General features: G+C 31.9%; 21 protein-coding genes. 1 reads left to right on the top strand and 20 read right to left on the bottom strand.

What is annotated here, in order from left to right:
- Positions 1-2,804: choice-of-anchor L domain-containing protein (locus tag V6251_RS07410; protein WP_341587631.1), on the bottom strand; the 2,804-nt coding region annotated here is incomplete at its 3' end.
- A gap of 254 nt (positions 2,805-3,058) precedes the next feature.
- On the opposite strand from V6251_RS07410, the gene V6251_RS07405 reads away from it, so the two are divergent.
- Positions 3,059-3,871: a mechanosensitive ion channel family protein gene (locus V6251_RS07405; protein WP_341587630.1), complete on the top strand. Its 813-nt coding sequence runs from the start codon at positions 3,059-3,061 to the stop codon at positions 3,869-3,871.
- Here V6251_RS07405 and tsaB read toward each other — a convergent pair whose 3' ends face one another.
- The 19 genes from tsaB to V6251_RS07310 all read right to left on the bottom strand — a co-directional run bounded on the left by tsaB (position 3,872) and on the right by V6251_RS07310 (position 21,454).
- Positions 3,872-4,543, bottom strand: a complete 672-nt coding sequence (gene tsaB / locus V6251_RS07400) for a tRNA (adenosine(37)-N6)-threonylcarbamoyltransferase complex dimerization subunit type 1 TsaB (protein ID WP_341587629.1) — start codon at positions 4,541-4,543, stop codon at positions 3,872-3,874.
- Positions 4,544-4,545: 2 nt separating this feature from the next.
- The gene (locus V6251_RS07395) at positions 4,546-5,934 is read right to left on the bottom strand and encodes a TolC family protein (RefSeq protein ID WP_341587628.1); all 1,389 of its coding nucleotides are present in this window, start codon (positions 5,932-5,934) and stop codon (positions 4,546-4,548) included.
- Entirely contained in the window at positions 5,924-7,039 is a 1,116-nt protein-coding gene (locus tag V6251_RS07390) for an efflux RND transporter periplasmic adaptor subunit (protein WP_341587627.1), read from the bottom strand. The genes V6251_RS07395 and V6251_RS07390 overlap by 11 nt, the downstream gene beginning before the upstream one ends.
- Positions 7,040-7,110: 71 nt before the next feature.
- The gene (locus V6251_RS07385; protein WP_339808785.1) at positions 7,111-8,352 is read right to left on the bottom strand and encodes an ABC transporter permease; all 1,242 of its coding nucleotides are present in this window, start codon (positions 8,350-8,352) and stop codon (positions 7,111-7,113) included.
- Between the two features lie 3 nt (positions 8,353-8,355).
- Complete coding sequence (locus tag V6251_RS07380; RefSeq protein ID WP_341587626.1) at positions 8,356-9,585, bottom strand: ABC transporter permease; 1,230 nt, start codon at positions 9,583-9,585, stop codon at positions 8,356-8,358.
- Complete coding sequence (locus V6251_RS07375) at positions 9,578-10,279, bottom strand: ABC transporter ATP-binding protein (RefSeq protein WP_028283412.1); 702 nt, start codon at positions 10,277-10,279, stop codon at positions 9,578-9,580. Before V6251_RS07375 ends, V6251_RS07380 begins: the two co-directional genes overlap by 8 nt.
- 113 nt (positions 10,280-10,392) lie before the next feature.
- Positions 10,393-10,614: a hypothetical protein gene (locus V6251_RS07370; protein ID WP_028283411.1), complete on the bottom strand. Its 222-nt coding sequence runs from the start codon at positions 10,612-10,614 to the stop codon at positions 10,393-10,395.
- Positions 10,615-10,649: 35 nt separating this feature from the next.
- The gene (locus tag V6251_RS07365) at positions 10,650-11,195 is read right to left on the bottom strand and encodes a DUF420 domain-containing protein (RefSeq protein ID WP_341587625.1); all 546 of its coding nucleotides are present in this window, start codon (positions 11,193-11,195) and stop codon (positions 10,650-10,652) included.
- A 42-nt stretch (positions 11,196-11,237) separates the two neighbouring features.
- Positions 11,238-11,984: an SCO family protein gene (locus tag V6251_RS07360; protein WP_341587624.1), complete on the bottom strand. Its 747-nt coding sequence runs from the start codon at positions 11,982-11,984 to the stop codon at positions 11,238-11,240.
- A gap of 10 nt (positions 11,985-11,994) precedes the next feature.
- Positions 11,995-12,711, bottom strand: coding sequence for a hypothetical protein (locus V6251_RS07355; protein ID WP_341587623.1), 717 nt, complete (start codon positions 12,709-12,711; stop codon positions 11,995-11,997).
- Between the two features lie 90 nt (positions 12,712-12,801).
- Positions 12,802-13,182 carry a cytochrome C oxidase subunit IV family protein gene (locus V6251_RS07350; RefSeq protein WP_028283407.1) on the bottom strand — a complete coding sequence of 127 codons (381 nt, stop codon included), beginning with the start codon at positions 13,180-13,182 and terminating at the stop codon, positions 12,802-12,804.
- A 23-nt stretch (positions 13,183-13,205) separates the two neighbouring features.
- Positions 13,206-14,204 carry a cytochrome c oxidase subunit 3 gene (locus V6251_RS07345; protein WP_292947635.1) on the bottom strand — a complete coding sequence of 333 codons (999 nt, stop codon included), beginning with the start codon at positions 14,202-14,204 and terminating at the stop codon, positions 13,206-13,208.
- 121 nt (positions 14,205-14,325) lie between these two features.
- On the bottom strand, positions 14,326-14,910 hold the full coding sequence (locus tag V6251_RS07340; RefSeq protein WP_341587622.1) for a cytochrome c oxidase subunit 3: 585 nt from the start codon (positions 14,908-14,910) through the stop codon (positions 14,326-14,328).
- 1 nt (position 14,911) lies between these two features.
- Positions 14,912-15,805, bottom strand: coding sequence for a heme o synthase (cyoE, locus tag V6251_RS07335; protein WP_028283404.1), 894 nt, complete (start codon positions 15,803-15,805; stop codon positions 14,912-14,914).
- A 106-nt stretch (positions 15,806-15,911) separates the two neighbouring features.
- Complete coding sequence (locus tag V6251_RS07330) at positions 15,912-16,538, bottom strand: hypothetical protein (RefSeq protein ID WP_341587621.1); 627 nt, start codon at positions 16,536-16,538, stop codon at positions 15,912-15,914.
- A 97-nt stretch (positions 16,539-16,635) separates the two neighbouring features.
- Positions 16,636-17,055: a hypothetical protein gene (locus V6251_RS07325; protein ID WP_341587620.1), complete on the bottom strand. Its 420-nt coding sequence runs from the start codon at positions 17,053-17,055 to the stop codon at positions 16,636-16,638.
- A gap of 505 nt (positions 17,056-17,560) precedes the next feature.
- Positions 17,561-19,696 (bottom strand): gliding motility protein RemB, encoded by a 2,136-nt coding sequence (locus V6251_RS07320; protein ID WP_341587619.1) that lies wholly within the window; start codon positions 19,694-19,696, stop codon positions 17,561-17,563.
- A gap of 111 nt (positions 19,697-19,807) precedes the next feature.
- Positions 19,808-20,617, bottom strand: a complete 810-nt coding sequence (locus tag V6251_RS07315; protein ID WP_341587618.1) for an energy transducer TonB — start codon at positions 20,615-20,617, stop codon at positions 19,808-19,810.
- A 111-nt stretch (positions 20,618-20,728) separates the two neighbouring features.
- Positions 20,729-21,454: an energy transducer TonB gene (locus V6251_RS07310; protein ID WP_145003620.1), complete on the bottom strand. Its 726-nt coding sequence runs from the start codon at positions 21,452-21,454 to the stop codon at positions 20,729-20,731.
- Positions 21,455-21,495: the final 41 nt, after the last annotated feature.

Raw genomic sequence — 21,495 nt, 5'->3', positions numbered from 1 at the left:
TTTGTATATGGTATGGCTAATGGACTAGTTTCTGTTTCTGCATCTAATTGCGTTAGGTAATAACTTACCGCATAGTCTGGGTTACCTCCACTAATCTCATTGTTTTTAAGACTTAAATCTATACTTGCAAATCCGTCTGGTGTGCCATCATCACAAACTTCTAATGGTGTTGGTGTGATTGCTGTAGGTAATGCATTTACTATAAGATTAAAAGTTGTAGACCCATAACATGTTGGATTAATATTATCGTTAACTCTTACATATACAATTTGTTCTGGCGAATCTATATTTTGATAAGTAGTTGGATTTAAAATAGGATTAGTTTCTGCCTCTAAATCTGTTAAGTTTTCATAAAAAGCAACTGTATAGTTTGCTGGATCTTGACCTCCAAGAATTGTAGTTTCTTGAGTTGTTAAATCAAAAATCTCAAATCCATCTTCAGAAACATCATCACATACTACCATGTTAGCAGGTTGTACAGCTATGGCATTAGGATTAACAATTAAGGTAAACCCTCCGTTTGGTAAAGTAGTAGCTGTATAACAGTCTGAATCAATTAAGCTTTCGATACGAACAAAAATATATTCACCATTGCTACCATTATATGGACTAACTAATGGGTTATCACCTGAATCAGCATCTGCAAATGAGTTATGATACGTTACTGCATATTCTGAAGCTAATTGCGCACCTAACACTGTTGCAGTCTGTAATTCTAAATTAAACATTTCAACACCATCATTAGACAAATCATCACAAACCTCCATGTCTGGTGCTTGGTTAAGAACCGATGTTATCACATCTAGATTAAAAGTATCAACATCTGAACAAGTTCCTGATGCCACATCTTCAATTCTGATATGAATAATTTCTGGATAGGTTTCATTTCCAATATAGTTGGCTGGATCCGCAATAGGATTAAGTCCCAATTGTGCATCTGACAAACTATTATGATAACTAATAGTTACGTCTGCAGCGACTTGACTTCCTATAGCTTCGGAATCATTAACCGTTAAATCAAAAATTTCATTTCCGGAAGGATTATTACATGTAATAATATCAATGGTATTTTCTACCATTGGTCCTGGAATAAATTCTACTAAAACAGAATCTGTCGCTTGACATGTTGCAGAAAAAACAACATCAACACTATAAACACCATTTTCCGTTGCGTTCAAAGTAGATCCCGTTTCTCCTGGTATAACAACTCCGTCTAAATACCAAGTATGAGTTGCTGTAGGTAAGTTTGTATCTAATGGTACAGATCCTCCCGAACATATTGCTGTACCAGCATCTATGGTAACATCATCTCCTAAATCTCCTCCTAAATTAAATGTTCCTGCTCCTAAAAACACTGCTGCATTATAGGCTGTATCACCATCATCCGCAATAACTAGTTTAATGTTATAAGTGTTACCAGGCGTTACATTAGAAAAAGCTGTCATAGAAGTTGTATAACCTCTAAAATCGATTGGAGAATTTCCTGGAGGCAATCCTCCTGCACCATAATAAGAGTCGAAAAAAGTTGGATTAACAGATGGACAACTTGCATTATACGCATTATCTCTAACTGTAAACACAGAAACAACATCTGTTGTTCCAGGTACGATTGCCAAATTAGTAACTGTAGTCGTTGATAAATCCGTTAATAAAAATGCAAAAGCATCTGTAAATCCACATTGGAAACCTCCATACTCTTCTGATGCGAATAAGAAATCAAAACTTATACTATTAGCAATTGGTACAAAATTAAACTCAATAAAAGAAGCATCATTAGAATCTCCTGGGTTTAATGCTGGTATTGCATTTTCTAAATCTGCATCTCCTGGCCATCCACCACTACTTTGTGTTCCTGTTTCAGGTCCTTCAGCTTCCATTGCATCACCAGAATTTAAAACAATACCTGCTTCAAATGGAAATGCACCTGGTAGTGCTGTAAAATATCCAATCCCATTTTCTTGCCCAAAATTGCTACCTGTACTCCAATTAAAATTAGAAACTGTAGCACATGGACTATCAATTAATACATCCTCTATTAATTCTGGAACCGTATAAGTTGTTTGATTTACAGTAATATATGGACTTAAAACTTCTACTTCAATAGTTGTAGAAGCAGAACATCCTGTTGGATTACTATCTGTTGCTGTAAATGTTACAGTAAACGTCCCTAAATTGTTAAACACATGACTTGATGATAGTCCTGCTGCTGAAGAACCATCTCCAAAATTCCAGTTATAAGTTGCTCCTGTTCCATCATCTTCAAAAATTGCACTACCATCAAAACTAACAGTACCACCTAAAGGAATTTGAATAACACCTAAACCATCAGCTACTGGGTTTGTAGCATCTATAGTAGGTGTAATTGTTTGACAGGATTGTAAACATGAAATATTAGCAGCCCAACCTGAAGTATTTGCTGCTGCACTACTTACAAACTCTATTGTAATACAACCTGTTGCACTAGTTGTTGACGCAGAAATTGTACCTGGATTATTTGCTGCTCCACCACCAGAATATGTACCAATTACGGCAGCACTTGTATCATCACCATCATAGATAGTCATGACGTCAGAACCCAGTTGCGTACTAAATGTAGTAAATTGTATTTGAATAAATTGATCTGGTCCATCTGGACATAGCGTTAAAACAAAATTCTCGTTATCAGCATAATTAGCAGATGCTCCTCCTGAATCATAAAGCACACCTGAACATTGGGAAAACGTTCCGTTTTGCATCAAAACATCTTGAGATTGAGCAGTGAATAAAGCACCTAGAAAAGTAACAATAAGTAGAAATTTTTTCATTTCTTATTTAGTAAAAGGGTTGAATAATTGGTTAATTTACAATTATACTAAAATACTGCCTAATAATTTGATTAAATTCATCTTAAAAAATGATAAGAATAGATCTAACATAGATCAATTAACACGCATTTTTATAATAAAAATAGACAAGGTTGAATAGTATATATATTAAACAGTTATAATTCAAAAACTCCTACCCAACACTAGAGTTTGCAAATTATATCTATATTTGTTTTAACTTATAAAATCATACAATGGAATTACAAAAATGGATAGACAAAGGGTCTGAAATTATTATTGAATACACGCCTAAAATGTTAGCTGCAATAGCTATCTGGATTATTGGTGCTTTTGTTATTAAACAAGTTTTAAGAGCGTTAAAAAAACTAATGCTAGTTAGAAATTATGATGAAAGCTTACAAAAATTTTTATTAAACCTATTACGTTGGGTTTTAAAAATTGTACTAATTATAGTCGTATTAGGCACGTTAGGTGTTGAAACTACATCCTTTGCAGCGATATTGGCTGCAGCAGGTTTAGCTATTGGATTAGCTTTACAAGGGTCTTTAGCTAATTTTGCTGGTGGTGTATTAATTATGTTATTTAAACCTTTCAAAATTGGTGACTTGATAGAAGCACAAGGTCAAGTTGGAGTTGTAAAAGAAATCCAAATTTTTACGACTAAACTAACAGGATTATCAAACAGAGAAATTATTATACCTAATGGTTCTTTGTCCAATGGAAATATTATTAATTTTTCTACTGAAGGTACGCGACGTGTAGATTTAGTTTTTGGTGTTGGGTATGAATCTGACATTAAAAAAACAAAAGCTGTTTTAATGTCTGTATTAACCGCTAACCCTAAAATACTACAAACGCCTGAACCAACTGTAAATGTCCTTGAATTAGCAGATAGCTCGATTAATTTTGCTGTAAGACCTTGGTGTAAAGCTGAAGATTATTGGGCTGTTTACTTTGAAACAACCGAACAAACTAAAGAAGCACTAGATGCTGCTGGTATTGACATACCTTATCCACATAGTGTTGAAATACAAAAACAGGCTTAATTATTTTTTAGATTTTATTGCAACAAAATCTTTTAAGTAATACGGTTCAAAATAAGCGACATCTTCGGTGTCGCTTTTTTTGTATTTATTAAAACTTAAAGCACTCATTTGATCTGCTGAAGGTAATTTGTTTTCAATAAACACTGCATTGTTATTATCTAATAACGCTTTAGTTTTAGCCACACCATCACCAATAAAGTAGACTTTATTTTCTGACAAATAAGATTGAAATGATGTCTCATCAAGGATTTGCGCTTCAATTGCTCTAATGCTATTAAACTGAGTATCAAAAATAGCAGAATACACCTCTAAACGTCTAGCGTCTAACATTGGTACAATTACTCCAGAATCTGCTTTTACTTGATGCGCTAGGGCTTCTAAAGTAGATACTGATATCAATGGTATATTTAAAGCAAATGCTAAGCCCTTTGCTGCAGACACACCTATACGCAATCCTGTATATGATCCTGGTCCTTTACTTACTGCTATGGCATCTAATTGCAACGTTGAAATCTTTGCTTCTTTTAATACCTGTTCAACGTACACATGAAGCTTTTCTGCATGAGAATAACCATTTCCGTAATCTTCCTTTAACACCAAAGTCTCTCCTTTATTAGAAAGAGAGACTGAGCAGTTAGTTGTAGACGTTTCAATATTTAAAATATATGCCACTTTTATTCTGTTATTGGTTTATCAAGATAAAAATCTAACACTTTAGTTTTAAAAACGTAATTGTATTTTGCGTTTAAAAAAGATGATTGTGCATTTATTAGTCGGTTACGAACTTGTTCTAATTGAAACGATGTACTAACGCCTAAGTCGTATTTATCTTGTTCGTTTTGAAAAGCTAACTCTTGAGACTCTAAAGATATTTTAGACGCTTCATATTGAATTAATGAAGCCTTAGCATCAGCAAAAGCTTGCTCTACATTGGAAGTTAGCGTTTGTTTTTCTTGCTCTAAAGCTAAAACGATTCGATCTTTACTAATCTCTGCTCTTTTAACACTTGCGTCTGTTCTAAATCCATTAAAAATTGGTACGTTTAAACTAAAACCAACATTGTATCCAAGGTTGTTTTCAATTTGCTCTGCAAATCCATTTTTTTGCAATTCGATTATTGCCTCTCCAGACGTTGCATCAAATCCTGTAACTATAGGTAAAACATCATCTTGTCCTTGCAAATGTTGGTAAGACGTACTTGCACCAACACCAAAACTTAAGGTTGGTAAATACGCGCTTCTTGCAATCTGGTAGTTTAACTCAGCATTATCAATATTAAGTTGTGCGCCTTTAATTTCTGGCCGATTATCTAAAGCATACGATAAAATTTCGTTTGAATTGTTATAAGCTAAGACTGCTTCTGTTAAGTCTATATTTACATTTTGAATATCAAAACCTTGTGATGGTATTTGTAATAACTGTGATAAATTTAATAGTGATAATACCACATTGTTTTCGGCATTAACTAATCGCTCATTATCTGAAGCTAATTGAGATTTAGAGACTAACAAATCCGCACTTGCTCTTGCTCCTGCATCAACAAGTTCTTGCACTTGCTCTAAACTTTTTTGGCTAATTGCTACTTGCTCTTCTGCTTGCTTTACCGCTTCGCGATTAAACAATATATTTAAATACGCATTTACAACATTTAACGAGATATTATTTTTTAAAATATCTAATTGAATCTTACTACTTTCAATACCTAATTCCGCTTGCTTTTGAAGGTTTGTGTTTCTAAAACCATTAAATAAGGTAAGACCTGCATTTAAACCAAACCCATTACCTCTAGAGTCTCTAGAAATCCTGCTTCCGTTTTGATCTATAAACGAACCAAAATTCCAATTTTGAGAGGCACTTGCATTTACTGTAGGTAAAAAGTTTCCTTTTGCAGATTTTAAATTTTGTTCTGCAATTTGTTGATCTAGCAGTGACTGTCTAACGGTTATGTTGTTTTGCAATGCGTAATCAACACTTTCTTTTAATGACCACTTTTTTTCTTGAGCAAAAGCTGTGAAGCCTACTAAGAATACTAATGTGAATTGTATTATATTTCTAGTTTTCATCTTCGTTATCTTCTTTTGATGCTTTGTTCCACACTTTAATTTTTTCTCCTTCTTTAACACCTTCTGTGATTTCGACATTAATTCCATCAGACAATCCTAATTCAACATCTCTTTTTTCAAAAGTACCTGGAGCTATTTCAATGTCAACAAATGGTTTTTCAGTAATTCTGTTAAACTGTAATAATGATTCTTTAATTACTAAAATACTGTCCTTACTTTCCATTTCAATTTCAGCATTAGCACTATAACCAGCTCTAATTTTAGTTGAAGGTTCTACCGTTACATCTGCTTTAATAGTAAACTGTACTGCTCCATTCTCTTCCATACCTTTTGGCGCAACAAATGTAAGTTTAGCAGGAAACACTTTTTCGTTAATCGCACCTAAAATTACTTTAATATCTTTTCCTTCTTCTAATTTACCAACTTCAGCTTCATCCACTTTACCTTCAAAAATCATTTTGCTCATGTCTGCAATAGTCGCGATAGTAGTACCAGCATTAAAGTTATTACTTTCAATAACTTGATCACCTTCTCTAACCGGAATCTCTAGAATTGTTCCAGGAATTAAAGCGATAATATTTGTATTTGCAGACCCACCACCAGACAATGATCCTCTTTTAATAATTTGGTAATTATTTTGAGCTTGATTTAAAGTTTCTTGTGCTTGGTTTAAAGACAATTGACTGTTTTCAAAATCTTGTCTAGATATAACCCCTTTTTCAAATAAAGCTTTATTACGATCGTATAATGTTTTAGCATTATTAAACGCTAGTTTTGCTGTAGATATTTGTCCACTTGCACCAACCAAACTTTGCTCGTTAGGTACCACTCTAATTTTAGCAATCACATCTCCTTTTTTAACGATGTCACCTTCTTCGACTAGAATTTTATCGATAATACCAGAAATTTGAGGTTTTAGTTCTACTTCTTCCTCTGGATTTAATTTACCTGTAGCTACCGTTTTAGTATTTATTGAGGTATAAAAAGGCTCTGCTGTTTTAAACTCTTCCACTGATTTAGAACTTGAGTCTTTAAAGTATTTTAACACCATTAAAAGTGCTATTACCAAAGCAACAATTACAATTATTTTTATTACTTTTTTCATTTTTATATAGTTTACTCGGTTGATTTTAAAAGTTTTTTAGACTTTACTTTAATTATATTTAATTGATAAAATTATTCTTCTCTTAATGCCTCAATAGGCTTAATACTTGTTGCTTTAAAGGCTGGTATTAGTCCTATTAAAGTCCCTAATACTACTAAAATTATTAAGGCAATAAATACCACTGCTATAGACACTGATGCGTTAACAATAACAGCTTCTGCACCTTGACCAAAAGCACTATCCAACGCTATTAGTATCCAGCCACCAGTAATTATACCTAATAGTCCTGCAACTAAAGTAATAGATACAGCCTCCACAACAATTTGTCTTTTAATCTCATAAGGTGTGGCACCTAAAGCACGTCTAACACCTATTTCTTTAGTTCTTTCTTTAACCGTAATAAGTAATATATTACCAATTGCAAATACACCTGCAATTAAGGTTGCTATACCAACAAACCAGGTTAAAAATTGCATTCCTGTTAAAAATCCAGTGATTTTTGCAAACTCTTTACCTAAATTAAAACTACCAAATGCACGTGTATCATCTGGATGTACTTTATTTAAGTTTCTTAAAATTAGTTTGGAGTCTGCTTCAATTTGTGAAATATCGTATTCTGGTTTACCTGTAATCATCATCCAACCAATATTTTCACCCATATTATATATTTGTTGAAAAGTGGTGAAAGGAATATGAATATCACTAGAAGGTCCCATATTAGCATTACCAGTTTCAAACATACCAATGACTTTAAAATTCATTCCGTTTAACAGAATGTATTCGCCTATCATTTCTTCATCTTTTTCAAAAATTTGTTTGTAGATTTCTTCTGAAATAACGACGACTTTCCTATTTTCATCAATATCAGTTTGATTGATAAAACGTCCTCGAATCATTTTCTTTTTTTGAACTTGATCTAATAAAGGATAATCACCATTTACGCCAAAATTACCAGACAGAAAATTACGTACTACCAAAGCAGAACTTTGATTTCTTGGTACCACAAACTCAATACCTTCTACATTTTCTTCAATTTTTTTAGCGTCACTTATTTTAAGTTGTACTTGTCTCCCTTCCTGAAATCCTTTAAAAGGCTTGCTGGTACTTTGTGCCCAAACAAACACACTATTTGTTGCAAAATCACCAAATAATCTATTAAAAGAATTTTCTAACCCTTTTGCTGAACCAAGTAATCCGATAAGTAGTAAAATTCCCCACCAAACACCAACCATAGTTAATGCTGAACGTAGTTTGTTTTTACTTAAACTATCGTAAACTTCTTGCCATGTATCTCTTTCGAATAAAAACATTATAATTTAATCATTTCTAAGTGCGACAATTGGTTTAATCTTGGATGCCTTTTTAGCTGGTAAATAGCCTGCAATACCACCAGCTACAATAAGAGTTATAGTTGCTGCAACAACAACGCTTAAACTTACAGTTGGGTCTTTTATAAAATATTTTTCTAGCATTGGTCCTGCAAACTCTACGACTGTCATCCCAATGAGCAAGCCTACAAATCCAGCAATAACTGTAACTAAAATAGACTCTAATAATATGATTGACACTATCGATTTTGGTGAAGCTCCAAGTGCTTTTCTAATTCCAATCTCTTTAGTACGCTCTTTAACAATAAAAATCATCATGTTACTTATACCAACTATTCCTGCTATTAATGTTCCAAATCCAATAACTAATACCATGACACCTAAACCTCCTGTCATTTGATTGATTGCTTTAGACTCATTAGCTAAGTTTCTAACTCTTATAGCACGTTGGTCATTTTGAGAGACTGAAAAACGATCTTTTAGTTTTCTAGTTAATGCTGTACTAAACCCAATTGCCTGGTCAAAATTCATGCTTGGGTTATAGGTTAAATTGATTTGATCGATATAGTCATTGTTACCATAAATTTGTTGTGCTGTAGATACAGGCATATAGATTAATCGTTCTTCATTATCTCCACCATCATCACTAAATACACCAACCACTTTATATTGGATACCATTTAAATTGATGTATTTACCTATAGCAGTTGTTTTTAAAAATAAATCCTCTTCTACTAATCGTCCAATAACTACTACTTTAGTTTTATTGTCAACGTCTAATTGATTGATGTATCTACCGTATTCTACTTTAGTATTTTCTAGATATTGATGGTCAGGATGAACTGCTCTAACACTGTAGCTACTTTTTTCGTTTCTAAACGAAGCATTTACATTTCTATATATTCTTGCGGTTATGAATTGTACTTTGTCACCAAATTCGTCTTTAATATACTCATAATCCTCATTAGTAAACTGTATTTGTCTACCAGCTTGTAATCCTTTATGTGCCTTAGAGGTTTGTCCAGAATTAATAAAAATTGAATTAGCAGCATCATCCACAAAAGCGGTATCAAATGTATTGACTAATCCATTGACTACTCCAAAAAGAATGGCGAATAACGATATGGCAAAAGCTACGGTAAAACCAGATAATACACTTCTGGTTCTATTCATGTTTATACTCTGAAATATTTCGCGCCAAAGGTCTCTATCAAACATGTGCAGAAGCTCTTTCTTGATTAATAAACACATCCTCCATAATAACACCATCTTTTAAACGCACAATACGCTTACACATATTGGCAATATCCTCTTCGTGTGTTACCATTAAAATGGTTTTACCCTCGTCGTTTAGAGATTGGATAAAGTCCATAATCTCGTAGGATGTTTTGGTATCCAATGCACCTGTTGGCTCATCGGCTAATAATAATTTTGGATTTGCAGCTAAAGCACGTGCAATTGCTACACGCTGTTTTTGTCCACCTGACAACTCGTTTGGTAAGTGAGTAGCCCAATTAGCTAAACCCACTTTTTTAAGGTGAAACATTGCTTTTTCAATACGTTCTTTTCGTTTTAAGCCTTGATAATACAATGGTAATGCTACATTTTCTACTGCATTTTTGTAATTTATTAAGTTAAACGATTGGAAGATAAATCCTAAAAACTTGTTTCGGTAAATCGCTGCTTTCTTTTCGGTAAGATTTTTAATAGGGACACCATCAAGTATATACTCGCCTTCATCAGCTTCATCTAACATTCCAATAATATTAAGTAACGTCGATTTTCCCGAACCTGAAGAACCCATAATAGCAACCATTTCGCCTTCTTCAACAGATAAATCAATACCTTTTAAAACATGAAGACTAGAATCGCCAATTGGATAAGATTTATGTAACTTATTTATTTTGAGCATAATTGATGGTTTTTTTGATTGATGATTAACTCAATAACAATTAGACTACAAAGGATACAATTTGTTACAACATTTATTAAAAAATTTTGTTAAATATTGATTTTAAAGTGCTTCTATTTCTTTTTTACTTTAAAATATTTCCAATAAATAAAGAAGCCTAAACTAAAAACTATGATGTATGGAATGGACATTAGATAGACAATACCATCATTAATACCTTTTGCTGCAGCTTGACCTTCTTCGTTTTCCAGAACAGCTCTACACATAGCGCATTGTGCATTAGTCTGTAAAAATGAAACGATTAAAAATAGAAATAAAAAAACTTTAGTTTTCATAATTGTAAGGTGCTCAGCAAAGCTTTAAATAGCTGTTACAAGTAATAAGGTGAAATCATTAAATACACAATCACACCAGTAATCGCAACGTATAACCATAATGGAAACGTAATTCTAGCTATTTTTTTATGACGTTGTATATTGTTTGTGATTGCTCTAACATAAGTTATTAATACAAAAGGAATGACTACTACCGATAATGCAATGTGTGTTATTAAAATGAAAAAATAAATAGACCTAATTGCGCCTTCGCCTCCAAATTCAGCAGAATCACTTGTCATGTGATAAGCGACATACATTACTAAGAATATTACTGATAAGGAGATTGCAAACTTCATTAAATTTTCATGCAGCTTACGTTTATTATTTTTAATTGCCCAAACAGCTACCAATAATACAAATGCTGTAATACCATTTATTGTCGCATAAATAGGTGGTAAAAATGTTAAAGGCTCTACATTAAAACCTAAGTCTTTTAATTTAACTGTAAATAAAGCTGCTACAGCTATAGGGATAATAACCGATAGGATAACAATCCACTTATTATACTTTTGTTCGGCGTTTAGTTTTCTTGTACTCATAATTGTAATTAATAGGTATGGCTAGATTAGGACGCGTTAAGTTTACTCTTGTAATAGTTTTGCAATGTCTTCTTTTAAGATTGTAATTTCTTGTTCATTACCATCTTCATCCATTTTTTCTTGCTCGCTAATTACACCTTTATAAAATATTTTTGGATTACCAAAAGCATCTGTTCTAGATCTTAAATATCCTTCTTTATCCACTAGAGCAAAATCTCCTGAATGTTCAAAATTTTCAATATCAACAAAGATATTAAAACCCATATTTGATAATTGGTAAATAGCCTCTTTATCTCCTGTCATTAAATGCCAATTTGGACTAGTAACACCATAATCTGCAGCATAAGCCTTTAGGATTTCTGGAGTGTCGTTATCTGGCATGATACTAAATGATGCAATACCAAACTCTGGATTATCTTTAAATGTGTTTTGTATAGATGCTAAGTTAGAGCTCATTCTTGGGCAAATGGTAGGACACGTTGTAAAAAAGAAATCCACCACATACACTTGACCTAAATAGTCCTTGTTAGTTATTGTTTTACCATCTTGATTAGTAAAACTAAATTCTGGCACTTTTTTACGCTCTTCATTAATCACTAAATAGCCTACATCTGATTTATTTGGCGCATCGCTTTTTGGATTAACAATAACACCTTTGCTTCTACTCTCGTCCGTACGGTTAATATCTTTATTACTTACCCTATCAATAATTTTAGGAATAAAAATAATCCCAAATAATAATATAATGAATGAAATACCTACGTAAGAATAATTTGCTTTTTTACTCATGGTAATGCTATTAGTTTGTGTCTCCTTTTAAATCGTCTGCACGTCTAGAGGTCGAGTTAAACTCGCCTTTACGTTTTTGTCTATACTCAGTAAACAAAACACGTAAATCATCTGCTCCCATGACATTTTTAAGCTGTGCAACTTCTGATGCATTATAAGCAGTAAGCGGATAGGCTTGTTTACCTTGTTCTATTTCTATTTTGGTTCTGTTATCTAAACGTCCACGCTGATTTAATTCTTTATCAACAATATATACTTTGTTAGTTGCTAAATTAAAATCTAAGACTTCACTTGACCTTAAGCTATTAAACATTTTTTTAGTATCAGAGTCATCCAACTCAACAAAATGCCAGTATTTAAGTTCTCCGTATTTAGTTAATTCTTTTTTAAGTCTATCTGTAGCGTCTGTTGTAGATTTAGACACCAACATAATAACTTGAAACTTTTTAAAGCCTTGAAACTTATCGTAGATTAATTCTTTTAGGTTAGAGGTTTCAACAACTTTTGATTCTGGATCTTTTCCTAAAAAACCTAAAACTGTGATATGATTTTCTAATTGTAAGTCTGTTGTTGATGAAGACAAGTTTTGAAAATCAAGAACATTATTTTTTACAACGTCTAAAGGATTGTAATTATTAGTAGAAGGGTATAAAAACAATAAAAAGATTACTGGTAAAAAAAATAAAGCACCTAAGGTAATTCCTTTTTTCAATTTCTTTTTATCCATAATCTCAAAGCTTTTTTATAATTATACAAAAATAAAAAAGGTGGCTTTAATAAACCACCTTTTAACTATATTTTATATCGATTTCTTTACTTAGAAATCTCTTTTGATAAATCCTTTGTCGTATACATCAAAAACGTAACCCCCTTCTTGTAATAATATAAATACTAAGTAACAAATAAGGAATATTCCTGTCCAAACAACAGCACGTCTTAATCCAGGTAATTCATCACGCATGTGCATGAAATCCCAAGTAATATAATATGCTTTAACAATTGTTAAGATGATAAAAATCCAGTTTAAAAGTTTCATCCCTAACACCACGTTAGTTCCCCAAGATGGTTTGTAGATACCTAAAACAACCTCTACAGCTGTAATGATAGATAACAAGATTAAAACTCCCCAAATTTTTTGAGTATTAGATTTAAACTTAATTAATCCTCTAAATATTTCTAATTTATGTGCGTCTGCCATGATATTTCTTTTCTATAAAATTATTAAACTAGGTAGAAGAATGTAAATACAAATACCCAAACTAAATCTACAAAGTGCCAGTAAAGACCAACTTTTTCAACCATTTCGTAGTTTTTACGTCTGTCATATGTACCAATAACAACATTAAAGAAAATAATGATGTTAAGCACAACTCCTGAAAATACGTGAAATCCGTGAAATCCTGTAATAAAGAAAAAGAAGTCTGCAAATAATGGCGAACCATATTCGTTTACATGTAAGTTAGCACCTTGAACTACTAATTTACCGTTTTCTTTTATTTGCTTTAAAGATTGCTCTCTTGTTAAGATTGTTTTTTCACCTTCTTCGTTAATGATTTGCGTTCTAACTAATACATTAGGATTAGCTTCCATACCTTTAACGATATCGCTTACTTGGTATGCTGGTAAAGTACCTTCTCCAACAAACCAAAGTCCATTTTTACGCTCATGCTCTACTCTGTCTGTAGGTGCAGCAGTAGCAAAATCTGCTATAGCCAAACGTTTAAAAGTTTGCTCTCCATCCACAGTTACATTTTCTCCAAATTGAAGGATGTTACCTCCTTTTGTTTGTACAGCACCAAAGTCTCCTTTAATAAAAGTATTCCACTCCCAAGCTTGAGACCCTACAAATATTAAACCACCAATAATGGTTAAAAACATGTACCAAGTTACTTTTTTCTTGTTTAAATGGTGACCAGCATCCACTGCTAATACCATTGTCACTGAAGACATGATTAATACAAACGTCATAAACGCTACATAAATCATTGGATAATTACCATGGAAAAATGGTACGTGAGTAAAAACCTCGTCTGCAATTGGCCAAGCATCAATAAATTTGAATCTTGAAAAACCATAGGCTGCTAAAAACCCAGAGAATGTTAATGCATCTGATACGATAAAAAACCACATCATCATCTTACCATAACTTGCTTTTAATGGTTGGTTACCACCTCCCCAAGTCTTTCCTTCTGTATCAGTAGTTGCAACTGTAGTATTCATAGTGTTAAATTAGTTGTTAAAATGTGGCACAAAAATAATCATTTTATTCAGTTAAAAAAATACCAAACTCTAAATTTATAGTATCTAAATAAGGTTTTGGTCTTATTAGATCAATAATTTTTTAGTTTAGAAAAAAGTATAAGAAAAAAAACAGGTAGATCCATAGCAAGTCAACAAAGTGCCAAAAGGTCTCTGCTAATTCAAATCCAACCATATTATCTTGAGAATATTTACCTCTTAAGTGATTGATTAACACTACTAGTACCGGAATTAAACCCACTAACACGTGTACTATATGCACTACTGCAATTAGGTAAATATAAGTTACAGTAATATTACTTGTTGGTCCTGTAAAGTTAAATCCTAAGTCAATAATTTGATTAAAACCTACAAATTGATTGTAAATAAAAATTAATCCTAACACAAATGTTAAAGTTAACATTGCAGTAGTTAATCCATTTTTACCTTGCTTTAATGCTCTTTTAGCTATTATAAAAGTAATACTACTTATTACCATTATTATAATACTAATCCAAAATGGCTGAGGCATTTCAAAATCATTTAGCCAATCTGGTCTAGAACTACTTACAATAAATGCACTAGTCCATCCTGCAAAAGACATAATTAAAGACGCTATACCAAAGTACAACATCATTTTTTTTGCGCGTCCCGTTTTTTCTTCTAAAGTCCCTTGAGTTAAATCCATTTTATCTTATAAATTTATCAATAACGTATACAATCTGTATTAGTGTAATATATAGTACGCTTGACAACATTAATTGTTTTGCTGCTTTTTCAGTCATTTTTTTATACAATTGAATAGCATAATACAGCATGACTAATCCTAAACTTAAAACTATTATTGCTGCAACGATAGATAATTTTAATTGTCCTGTTACACCAAATACTGGCACTATAGATACTAAAATAGTCCAAACCGTGTATAAAATGGTTTGCACTGCTGTACCTTTATCTTGTTTACCTGTAGGCAACATAAAAAAGCCTCCACGTTTATAATCTTCAAATAAAAACCAACCAATTGCCCAAAAATGTGGGAATTGCCAAAAAAATTGTAAAGCAAATAAAGTTCCTGGTTCAATACCAAAATTATCTGTTGCTGCAACCCAACCTAACATAAAAGGAATAGCTCCTGGAATAGCACCAACAAATACAGATAATGGTGTTTTTGTTTTTAAAGGTGTATAAACGCTTGTATATAAAAATATTGAAATGGCTCCAAACATTGCTGTTTGTGCGTTTATTGAATATAAAATACCAATACCTAAAATAGTAAAAACACAAGCTATTAAAAAGGCTGTATTAACCGTCATACGACCAGAAGCAACAGGTCTGTTTTTGGTACGATGCATTAAGGCATCTAAATCTTTTTCAATAATTTGGTTAAACGCGTTACTGGCTCCAACCATAAAATAACCTCCTAAAGCTAGCAATAAAACAATTTTTAGGCTGATAGTATCTGCTCCTAAAAAATAACCAGCAACTGATGAAAACACGACGCTTAAAGACAAGCGCATTTTAGTGATTTCTTTAAAATCTGATAATGCTGTATGTTTAATTGTAGGGGTTACAGTTGTACTCAAACCAACGCTATTTTTTTTGCTGATGCAAAGATACTGCTAAAAAGGAATTTGGCATAAAAAAACCTCAAGGTTTTTAGGCTTGTGGTTTTGAGATTGGATTATGCCACTACGAAATACCCACTTCAATTATTTTAAATATCTGCCATACACCCTTTTCTTTTTTTAGAACACATAAAAAATTAGATCCATTAAGACTTGAGTAATAAAGCCCATAGCTAAAAACACAGATGTCATTATCTTTATTAAAGTGTAACTCTGAAAAAGAATATTTACCTAGTCGAGATTGCTTAACACTACTATCTAAGTCATGTTTATAAATAAAAGTATATTTTTCATTAGAAAAATTATTTAAATTCAAGTTAAGCTCATTAGCTACTGAAGAATTTTTAAAATTTAAAATTTCGTCAATATCTATTTCATTTAAATACTTTTTCAATCTGTATTTAACACCATTTAAATTTAGTTTATAAGTGGTATTATTAATAATAACTTTAAGAGGAGGTAAATTGATTTTTTTTAGAGAATCTATTTTTTTATAAAACTGTTTTTTATTTTTCTCATTAGCTAAGTCTTTTGGAAAAGGACCAATTATTCTTCTAAAATCGCTAGCTGTAGAATCAACAATGTCAACAAAAATATCGTTAAAAATTTCTTCCCTTTTATTCTTATTATTGTTATGATTAATACAACCTGAAAAAATAATTACTATCAATAATGTTATATATTTATTCATCGCATTCTTGATTTTGATTATCATTTAAAGGAATATTTCCTAAATTTTGAAAAGATTCTATTTCTACATCTGAATACAAGTATTTGTAGGTTGTATTTTAACATCCAGGACAACTTATAGTTTGTTCATCATCTACAGGCTTTTTTGGAATTTCATTTAATTTCCAACCATTTTTTTTAGTCCAATATTTTTTTCTTTTTTCAATATTTTTAATTCTTCGTTCTGATTCATGTTTCCAAAATGAATTAGGATGATTTTTAATTAATTTTTCATATTCATTAATTATGGAATCAGGATTATTTTTACTTTCATCAAGAACGATGTTTTCGTATTGTTTAAATGGATTTACATATAATTTTTTAAGAGAATCTAACTCTTCGTTTAGCTTCTTATTTAAATTTTTAAGTTCATTTAATTCTTTACTTAAAAAATCATCTTCCTTATACTCCTTTTTACAACTTAAAAAAAGAAACAAAATAATAAGTGATGTACGAGTTAATGTATTAAGGTTTTTCATTAGTCTTGGCAATTTGAATTAGAAGAATTAAATGTGTTTATGGTGCTTAGGATATTTAATCTATATTGTTGGCTTTTGTTAACCCAAGCAACAGTTGAGTTGGAGTATAATCCAGTTGTCGGATTAAAAGTTCCACTTCCCATTAAACCTGTCCATGCTAAAGCTTCATATATTTCATCTGTTTGAGAACTATCAAACTCCTCTAACGCTTGTTTAATAATATCTCTGTAATGTAAACATTTTTATTTCCGGATTTGTTTTATTGCTTACAGTGTTTTGTAAAAAGACCTATTCCTTTTCACAATTAGTTAAAACAAAAAAGAGACTTAAAAAAAGTAAAATTGACAACTGGTTTTTTGATTTTTTCATATTGATTTATATTAGGTTGCTCAAATCAAAAAAAAAAGTTCTAAACTAATTTATTTTTCAAAATATTGCTGTGATTAAAACCACACTTGACTGATCTTCAATCTAAAAAGGCTAAAAAAAAAAAAAAAAACACAGTCTACAAATCAAAATACCAATTAAATAAGTCTGTTCTAATCCCAAAATTAATCCAAACCGTACTGTTATTATAAACCGAAGCTGTTTGTGCTTCTGGATTAAAATTACGGTAACTTAAATTTACAAATGCTTTTAAATTAGAGGCTGGATTAACCAAATAGCCTAATTGTGTACTTGCGTTTACAGATGTTGTTTTTATACCTTGACCTATTGTTACTCCTGTATCAAAAGGTCTATCGTTATAATCTTGATAGACATCGCCACCATAACTAAAATTATCTGTACCATCGTTTACATCAAATCCTCTAATACCTGTTACTAATTTTGCCTCTCCAAACCAACGGTCTTTTTGATAGCGTCCAATTAACACCAACTCTCTAAAATTTGCTCCCCAAAGGTGAGCCATAGGTTGATTGTTGTGCGCATAGTTTAATACAATTGTATTATGAGAATAGGTATATGGTCTAACTTGATTGTATTCTGCTTGAAACATTAAGTTTTTAACTTTAAAGGCATTGTAATATTTTGCACCTAATTGGAAACCAAATTTGTTTTTCCAGCTTTTGTTTCCTCCTGTGACATCGTTTAATGAAAATTCGTCTAAAATAAATTGACCATATACATTTGCATTATCACTAAGTTTATATTTACCTGATGCTCCTAATATTGCATTACCAGCTCCTTGACCAGTTTCAAACTCGATAGCTCTAAAAAATATTAATGGGTTTAGGTAGTTGATATCAAAACCTCTATCATTAGTGTTTTCCCAGATTACAGATTCAAACAAACCTAAATTAAAACGTTTTGATACATTCCAACTTAAATAATGGTTTGCAATATATTTTGTTCTGAAGGCTTTATCCACCACTGCAGCATCACGCACATCTTTTAACCAAGTCCATGTGTTGGTATATTTAATTTTCCAGAATGTTGTGTTTAATTTTAAAAAAGGGTAAGGACTTGCAACGTCACTTTGCAGTAAACTTCTATAACCATCACCTATAAATTGTTTACCATGTCCAAACTGGACGTTTAAAAATTTAGCAGGTGTATACGATAAATAGGCTTCTGCTGCAGGATAGTCATAAGCATCCTCTTTAAAGCGTTTGGCAATACCACGACCTGGTATAATTGCAGGATCTGGTCCAAATGCTTTTAAACTTTCGGCATATTGATTATAATATTGTGCAAAACGTCCTTGACTTTCAAAAACTGAAGCGGAAAAACTAAGCTTACTTCCTAAACCTCCTTGTATGTACAAGCCTCTAGTATTGTTGTACGTTGTACCAAAATCTGCATCTGTATCTTTTCCTAATTGTAAATCAAGAATAGGGTCTACTGTAAACCAATAATCTTCGCCTTGTATTTGTGCCAAATGCTCATTCCAAAGTTTACGACCTAACCATGATTCAGCATCCTTTTGCAGCTTTAAATTTTCAGCAGAAAAATCGTAATAATTGGACACATCTTTATAACGATAAGGTTTTGATGCTGTATGACTATTAGTTCCTATCCTATTAATATCCTGATCAAATCTAAAGTAGTTTTCATGAGAAAAAGGAATATTGATTTGACTTGTATAAGCTTTATTGGTATACTTAGTTGTTGCTTTTTGCACACTATCAAACTCTTGCTTTGCTTTTTGTTGCAAATCCATTAATTGCGCAATTTGATTTAAGTCACTATTATTATCTGTTTTAACATCAGTAATACTAGGCAACGCTTGAGGTGTGTTTTTTTGGTTTAATGGAAAATATAAATTAAAACTGTATTGCTTAAACGTTGGATTACCATTGTAAGTGGCTGGTTGGATAGTAGGAAAAACTTCAAAAACACGTTTAGCTTCTTCTTTTAAATCTTTACTATGTGCATCAATATAAATAGTTTTAAAGTTACCGTCTTTGGTGACTTCAAAAATTATTGCTATTTGACCAGTATAGTTTTTATCAATACTATCTGGAAGTTTAAATTCTGAATATATAAGTTTATATACTTCTTGATTAAAGCAAAGGTCTAATTGTTTTATCTCAGCATCTTGACAATTCTCAAAACGAGGTGGCATTTGATAATCAGTTGTATCTTGAGCGTAGATTGCAGCTGAAGTACATAATAATAGTCCTAAAATGAACGTCTTCATATTTAGATTGAGGTTTTAATTTAGCCGAAAGATACTGCTTTTTATTAACGCTTTAAAATAGAAAAGTCGCTACCATTAACTAGTAGCGACTTAATATTTATTATTTATATATTAATACTTAACCTGAAAAGCAATTGGCAAAGTATATAATACTGAAACCGGTTTACCACCTTGTAATCCAGGCGTCATTTGTGGCACTTTACTAACCACTTTTTCTGCTTCTTTTTCTAATCTTTGGTGTGGTGCTCTTGTTTGCACTAACTCAGCTTCTCCAAACTTATTAATTCTAAATTGAATATAAATTTTTTGAACACCTTCCTTTAAACCCAATTCTGCTCCTAATCCTGCATCAAATCTACGTTTTACAATCTTTGTAAGATTATCAGACATACATTTTCGTCTTTCGTCATTGGTCGTTGCGCTTTCACAACCAGGAAAAATAGGCATAACCTCGACCTTCTCAAATGGTAATTCTAGTTCTGGATCTACTTTTGGAGGATCTAAAGCTCCTAAATCCACTGTAACATTACCTTTTGGTTTTGTTGGCTTTACTATTTCTGTAATCAAATTATCAGTTTCCTTTTTATCAGGCGTATCATTATCAATAATTTCGGGTTTGATAATATGGACTGGCTTGGTTTTTACTGGATCTGATGTTTCTACAGTATCTGGCTCTACTAAAACTGAAGGCGCAAACATAGCATCATTTTCAGAATCTACGTATGCTGTTAGTGGTATACTGTAATCATTAGACTGAAAACGCATTTCTAATGCACCATAGGCAGCCAATAGACACATAATTAACCCAATCTGGAAGTACAACGACGAGTTTTTTTGTAAATTTGCATCATGCTTTTGTGATTTTTGCACGTTTTTCTCATTTTGGCGAGTGAGATCACGAGATTCTTTCGAATTTTTCATAATATATATAGTTTAAATGTTAATGTTATGACAAAATCACAATAAGCATACCAAAAACAAAAATCCCGTTACTTAATTGTAACGGGATTTTTAATATATATGGAATATGTATTACTCTACTTTGAAAGTAATTGGTAATCCGTAAGGTACATTTACTGCTTTACCTCTTTGTCTACCTGCTTTCATTTTAGGTAACTTACCAATAACTCTTTTAGCTTCTGCTTCTAATTTAGGGTGTGGTGCTCTTGCTTGAATGTTTACAATGTTACCAGTTTTATCAATTTTAAAACCAACATTAATTCTTTTAATACCACTATCTAAACCTAACTCTTGTGCTAAGTCATTGTTAAAATTCTTTCTTACAAACTTTCCAATTTTCTCAGACATGCATTTTTTCTTTGCATTGTTGTTAGGCTCTCCTTCACAACCTGGATATACAGGTACATTTTCAATAATTGAAAATGGTACATCTACATCTTCTTCTACTGCTTCAACCTCAACATCTGCAATTTCGATCTCAACAACTTCTTCTTGAGTAGTTTCAGTAGATTCTATAATTGTTTCTTCCACATCCTCTTCATCTTCAACAACCTCAATTACTTCTGGAGCTGCAGGTGGTGGTGGTGGTGGTGGTGGTGTGTTAAGCATTTCTGTGATTGGAACATCATCATCATCTTCGTTATCAAAAACTAATTGTCCTATATCAATATCTGACTTATCAGTTGTTGTATAATTGATTGCTGAGTAAGATAAAAATAGCATTAATGCTAGTCCTACTGCTACGTAAAGAGAACTATTACGTCCTACGTCTGCTTTTGTATTTTTCTTAGATTCCATATCTGTAAATTTAAACTGAATGCTAAAATAACTATTTATTT

This window comes from Olleya sp. Ti.3.14, assembly GCF_038154885.1.
Classification (GTDB): domain Bacteria; phylum Bacteroidota; class Bacteroidia; order Flavobacteriales; family Flavobacteriaceae; genus Olleya.
Note: the sequence above shows the minus strand (reverse complement) of the source record. Positions and strands in the feature narration are given on the sequence as shown.

Coding starts and splice junctions, on each gene's coding strand:
- V6251_RS07405 (WP_341587630.1), top strand. CDS start 3,059: ATGGAATTACAAAAATGGATAGACAAAGGGTCTGAAATTATTATTGAA.
- V6251_RS07395 (WP_341587628.1), bottom strand. CDS start 5,934: ATGAAAACTAGAAATATAATACAATTCACATTAGTATTCTTAGTAGGC.
- V6251_RS07390 (WP_341587627.1), bottom strand. CDS start 7,039: ATGAAAAAAGTAATAAAAATAATTGTAATTGTTGCTTTGGTAATAGCA.
- V6251_RS07380 (WP_341587626.1), bottom strand. CDS start 9,585: ATGTTTGATAGAGACCTTTGGCGCGAAATATTTCAGAGTATAAACATG.
- V6251_RS07375 (WP_028283412.1), bottom strand. CDS start 10,279: ATGCTCAAAATAAATAAGTTACATAAATCTTATCCAATTGGCGATTCT.
- V6251_RS07370 (WP_028283411.1), bottom strand. CDS start 10,614: ATGAAAACTAAAGTTTTTTTATTTCTATTTTTAATCGTTTCATTTTTA.
- V6251_RS07365 (WP_341587625.1), bottom strand. CDS start 11,195: ATGAGTACAAGAAAACTAAACGCCGAACAAAAGTATAATAAGTGGATT.
- V6251_RS07360 (WP_341587624.1), bottom strand. CDS start 11,984: ATGAGTAAAAAAGCAAATTATTCTTACGTAGGTATTTCATTCATTATA.
- V6251_RS07355 (WP_341587623.1), bottom strand. CDS start 12,711: ATGGATAAAAAGAAATTGAAAAAAGGAATTACCTTAGGTGCTTTATTT.
- V6251_RS07350 (WP_028283407.1), bottom strand. CDS start 13,182: ATGGCAGACGCACATAAATTAGAAATATTTAGAGGATTAATTAAGTTT.
- V6251_RS07345 (WP_292947635.1), bottom strand. CDS start 14,204: ATGAATACTACAGTTGCAACTACTGATACAGAAGGAAAGACTTGGGGA.
- V6251_RS07340 (WP_341587622.1), bottom strand. CDS start 14,910: ATGGATTTAACTCAAGGGACTTTAGAAGAAAAAACGGGACGCGCAAAA.
- V6251_RS07330 (WP_341587621.1), bottom strand. CDS start 16,538: ATGAATAAATATATAACATTATTGATAGTAATTATTTTTTCAGGTTGT.
- V6251_RS07325 (WP_341587620.1), bottom strand. CDS start 17,055: ATGAAAAACCTTAATACATTAACTCGTACATCACTTATTATTTTGTTT.
- V6251_RS07320 (WP_341587619.1), bottom strand. CDS start 19,696: ATGAAGACGTTCATTTTAGGACTATTATTATGTACTTCAGCTGCAATC.
- V6251_RS07315 (WP_341587618.1), bottom strand. CDS start 20,617: ATGAAAAATTCGAAAGAATCTCGTGATCTCACTCGCCAAAATGAGAAA.
- V6251_RS07310 (WP_145003620.1), bottom strand. CDS start 21,454: ATGGAATCTAAGAAAAATACAAAAGCAGACGTAGGACGTAATAGTTCT.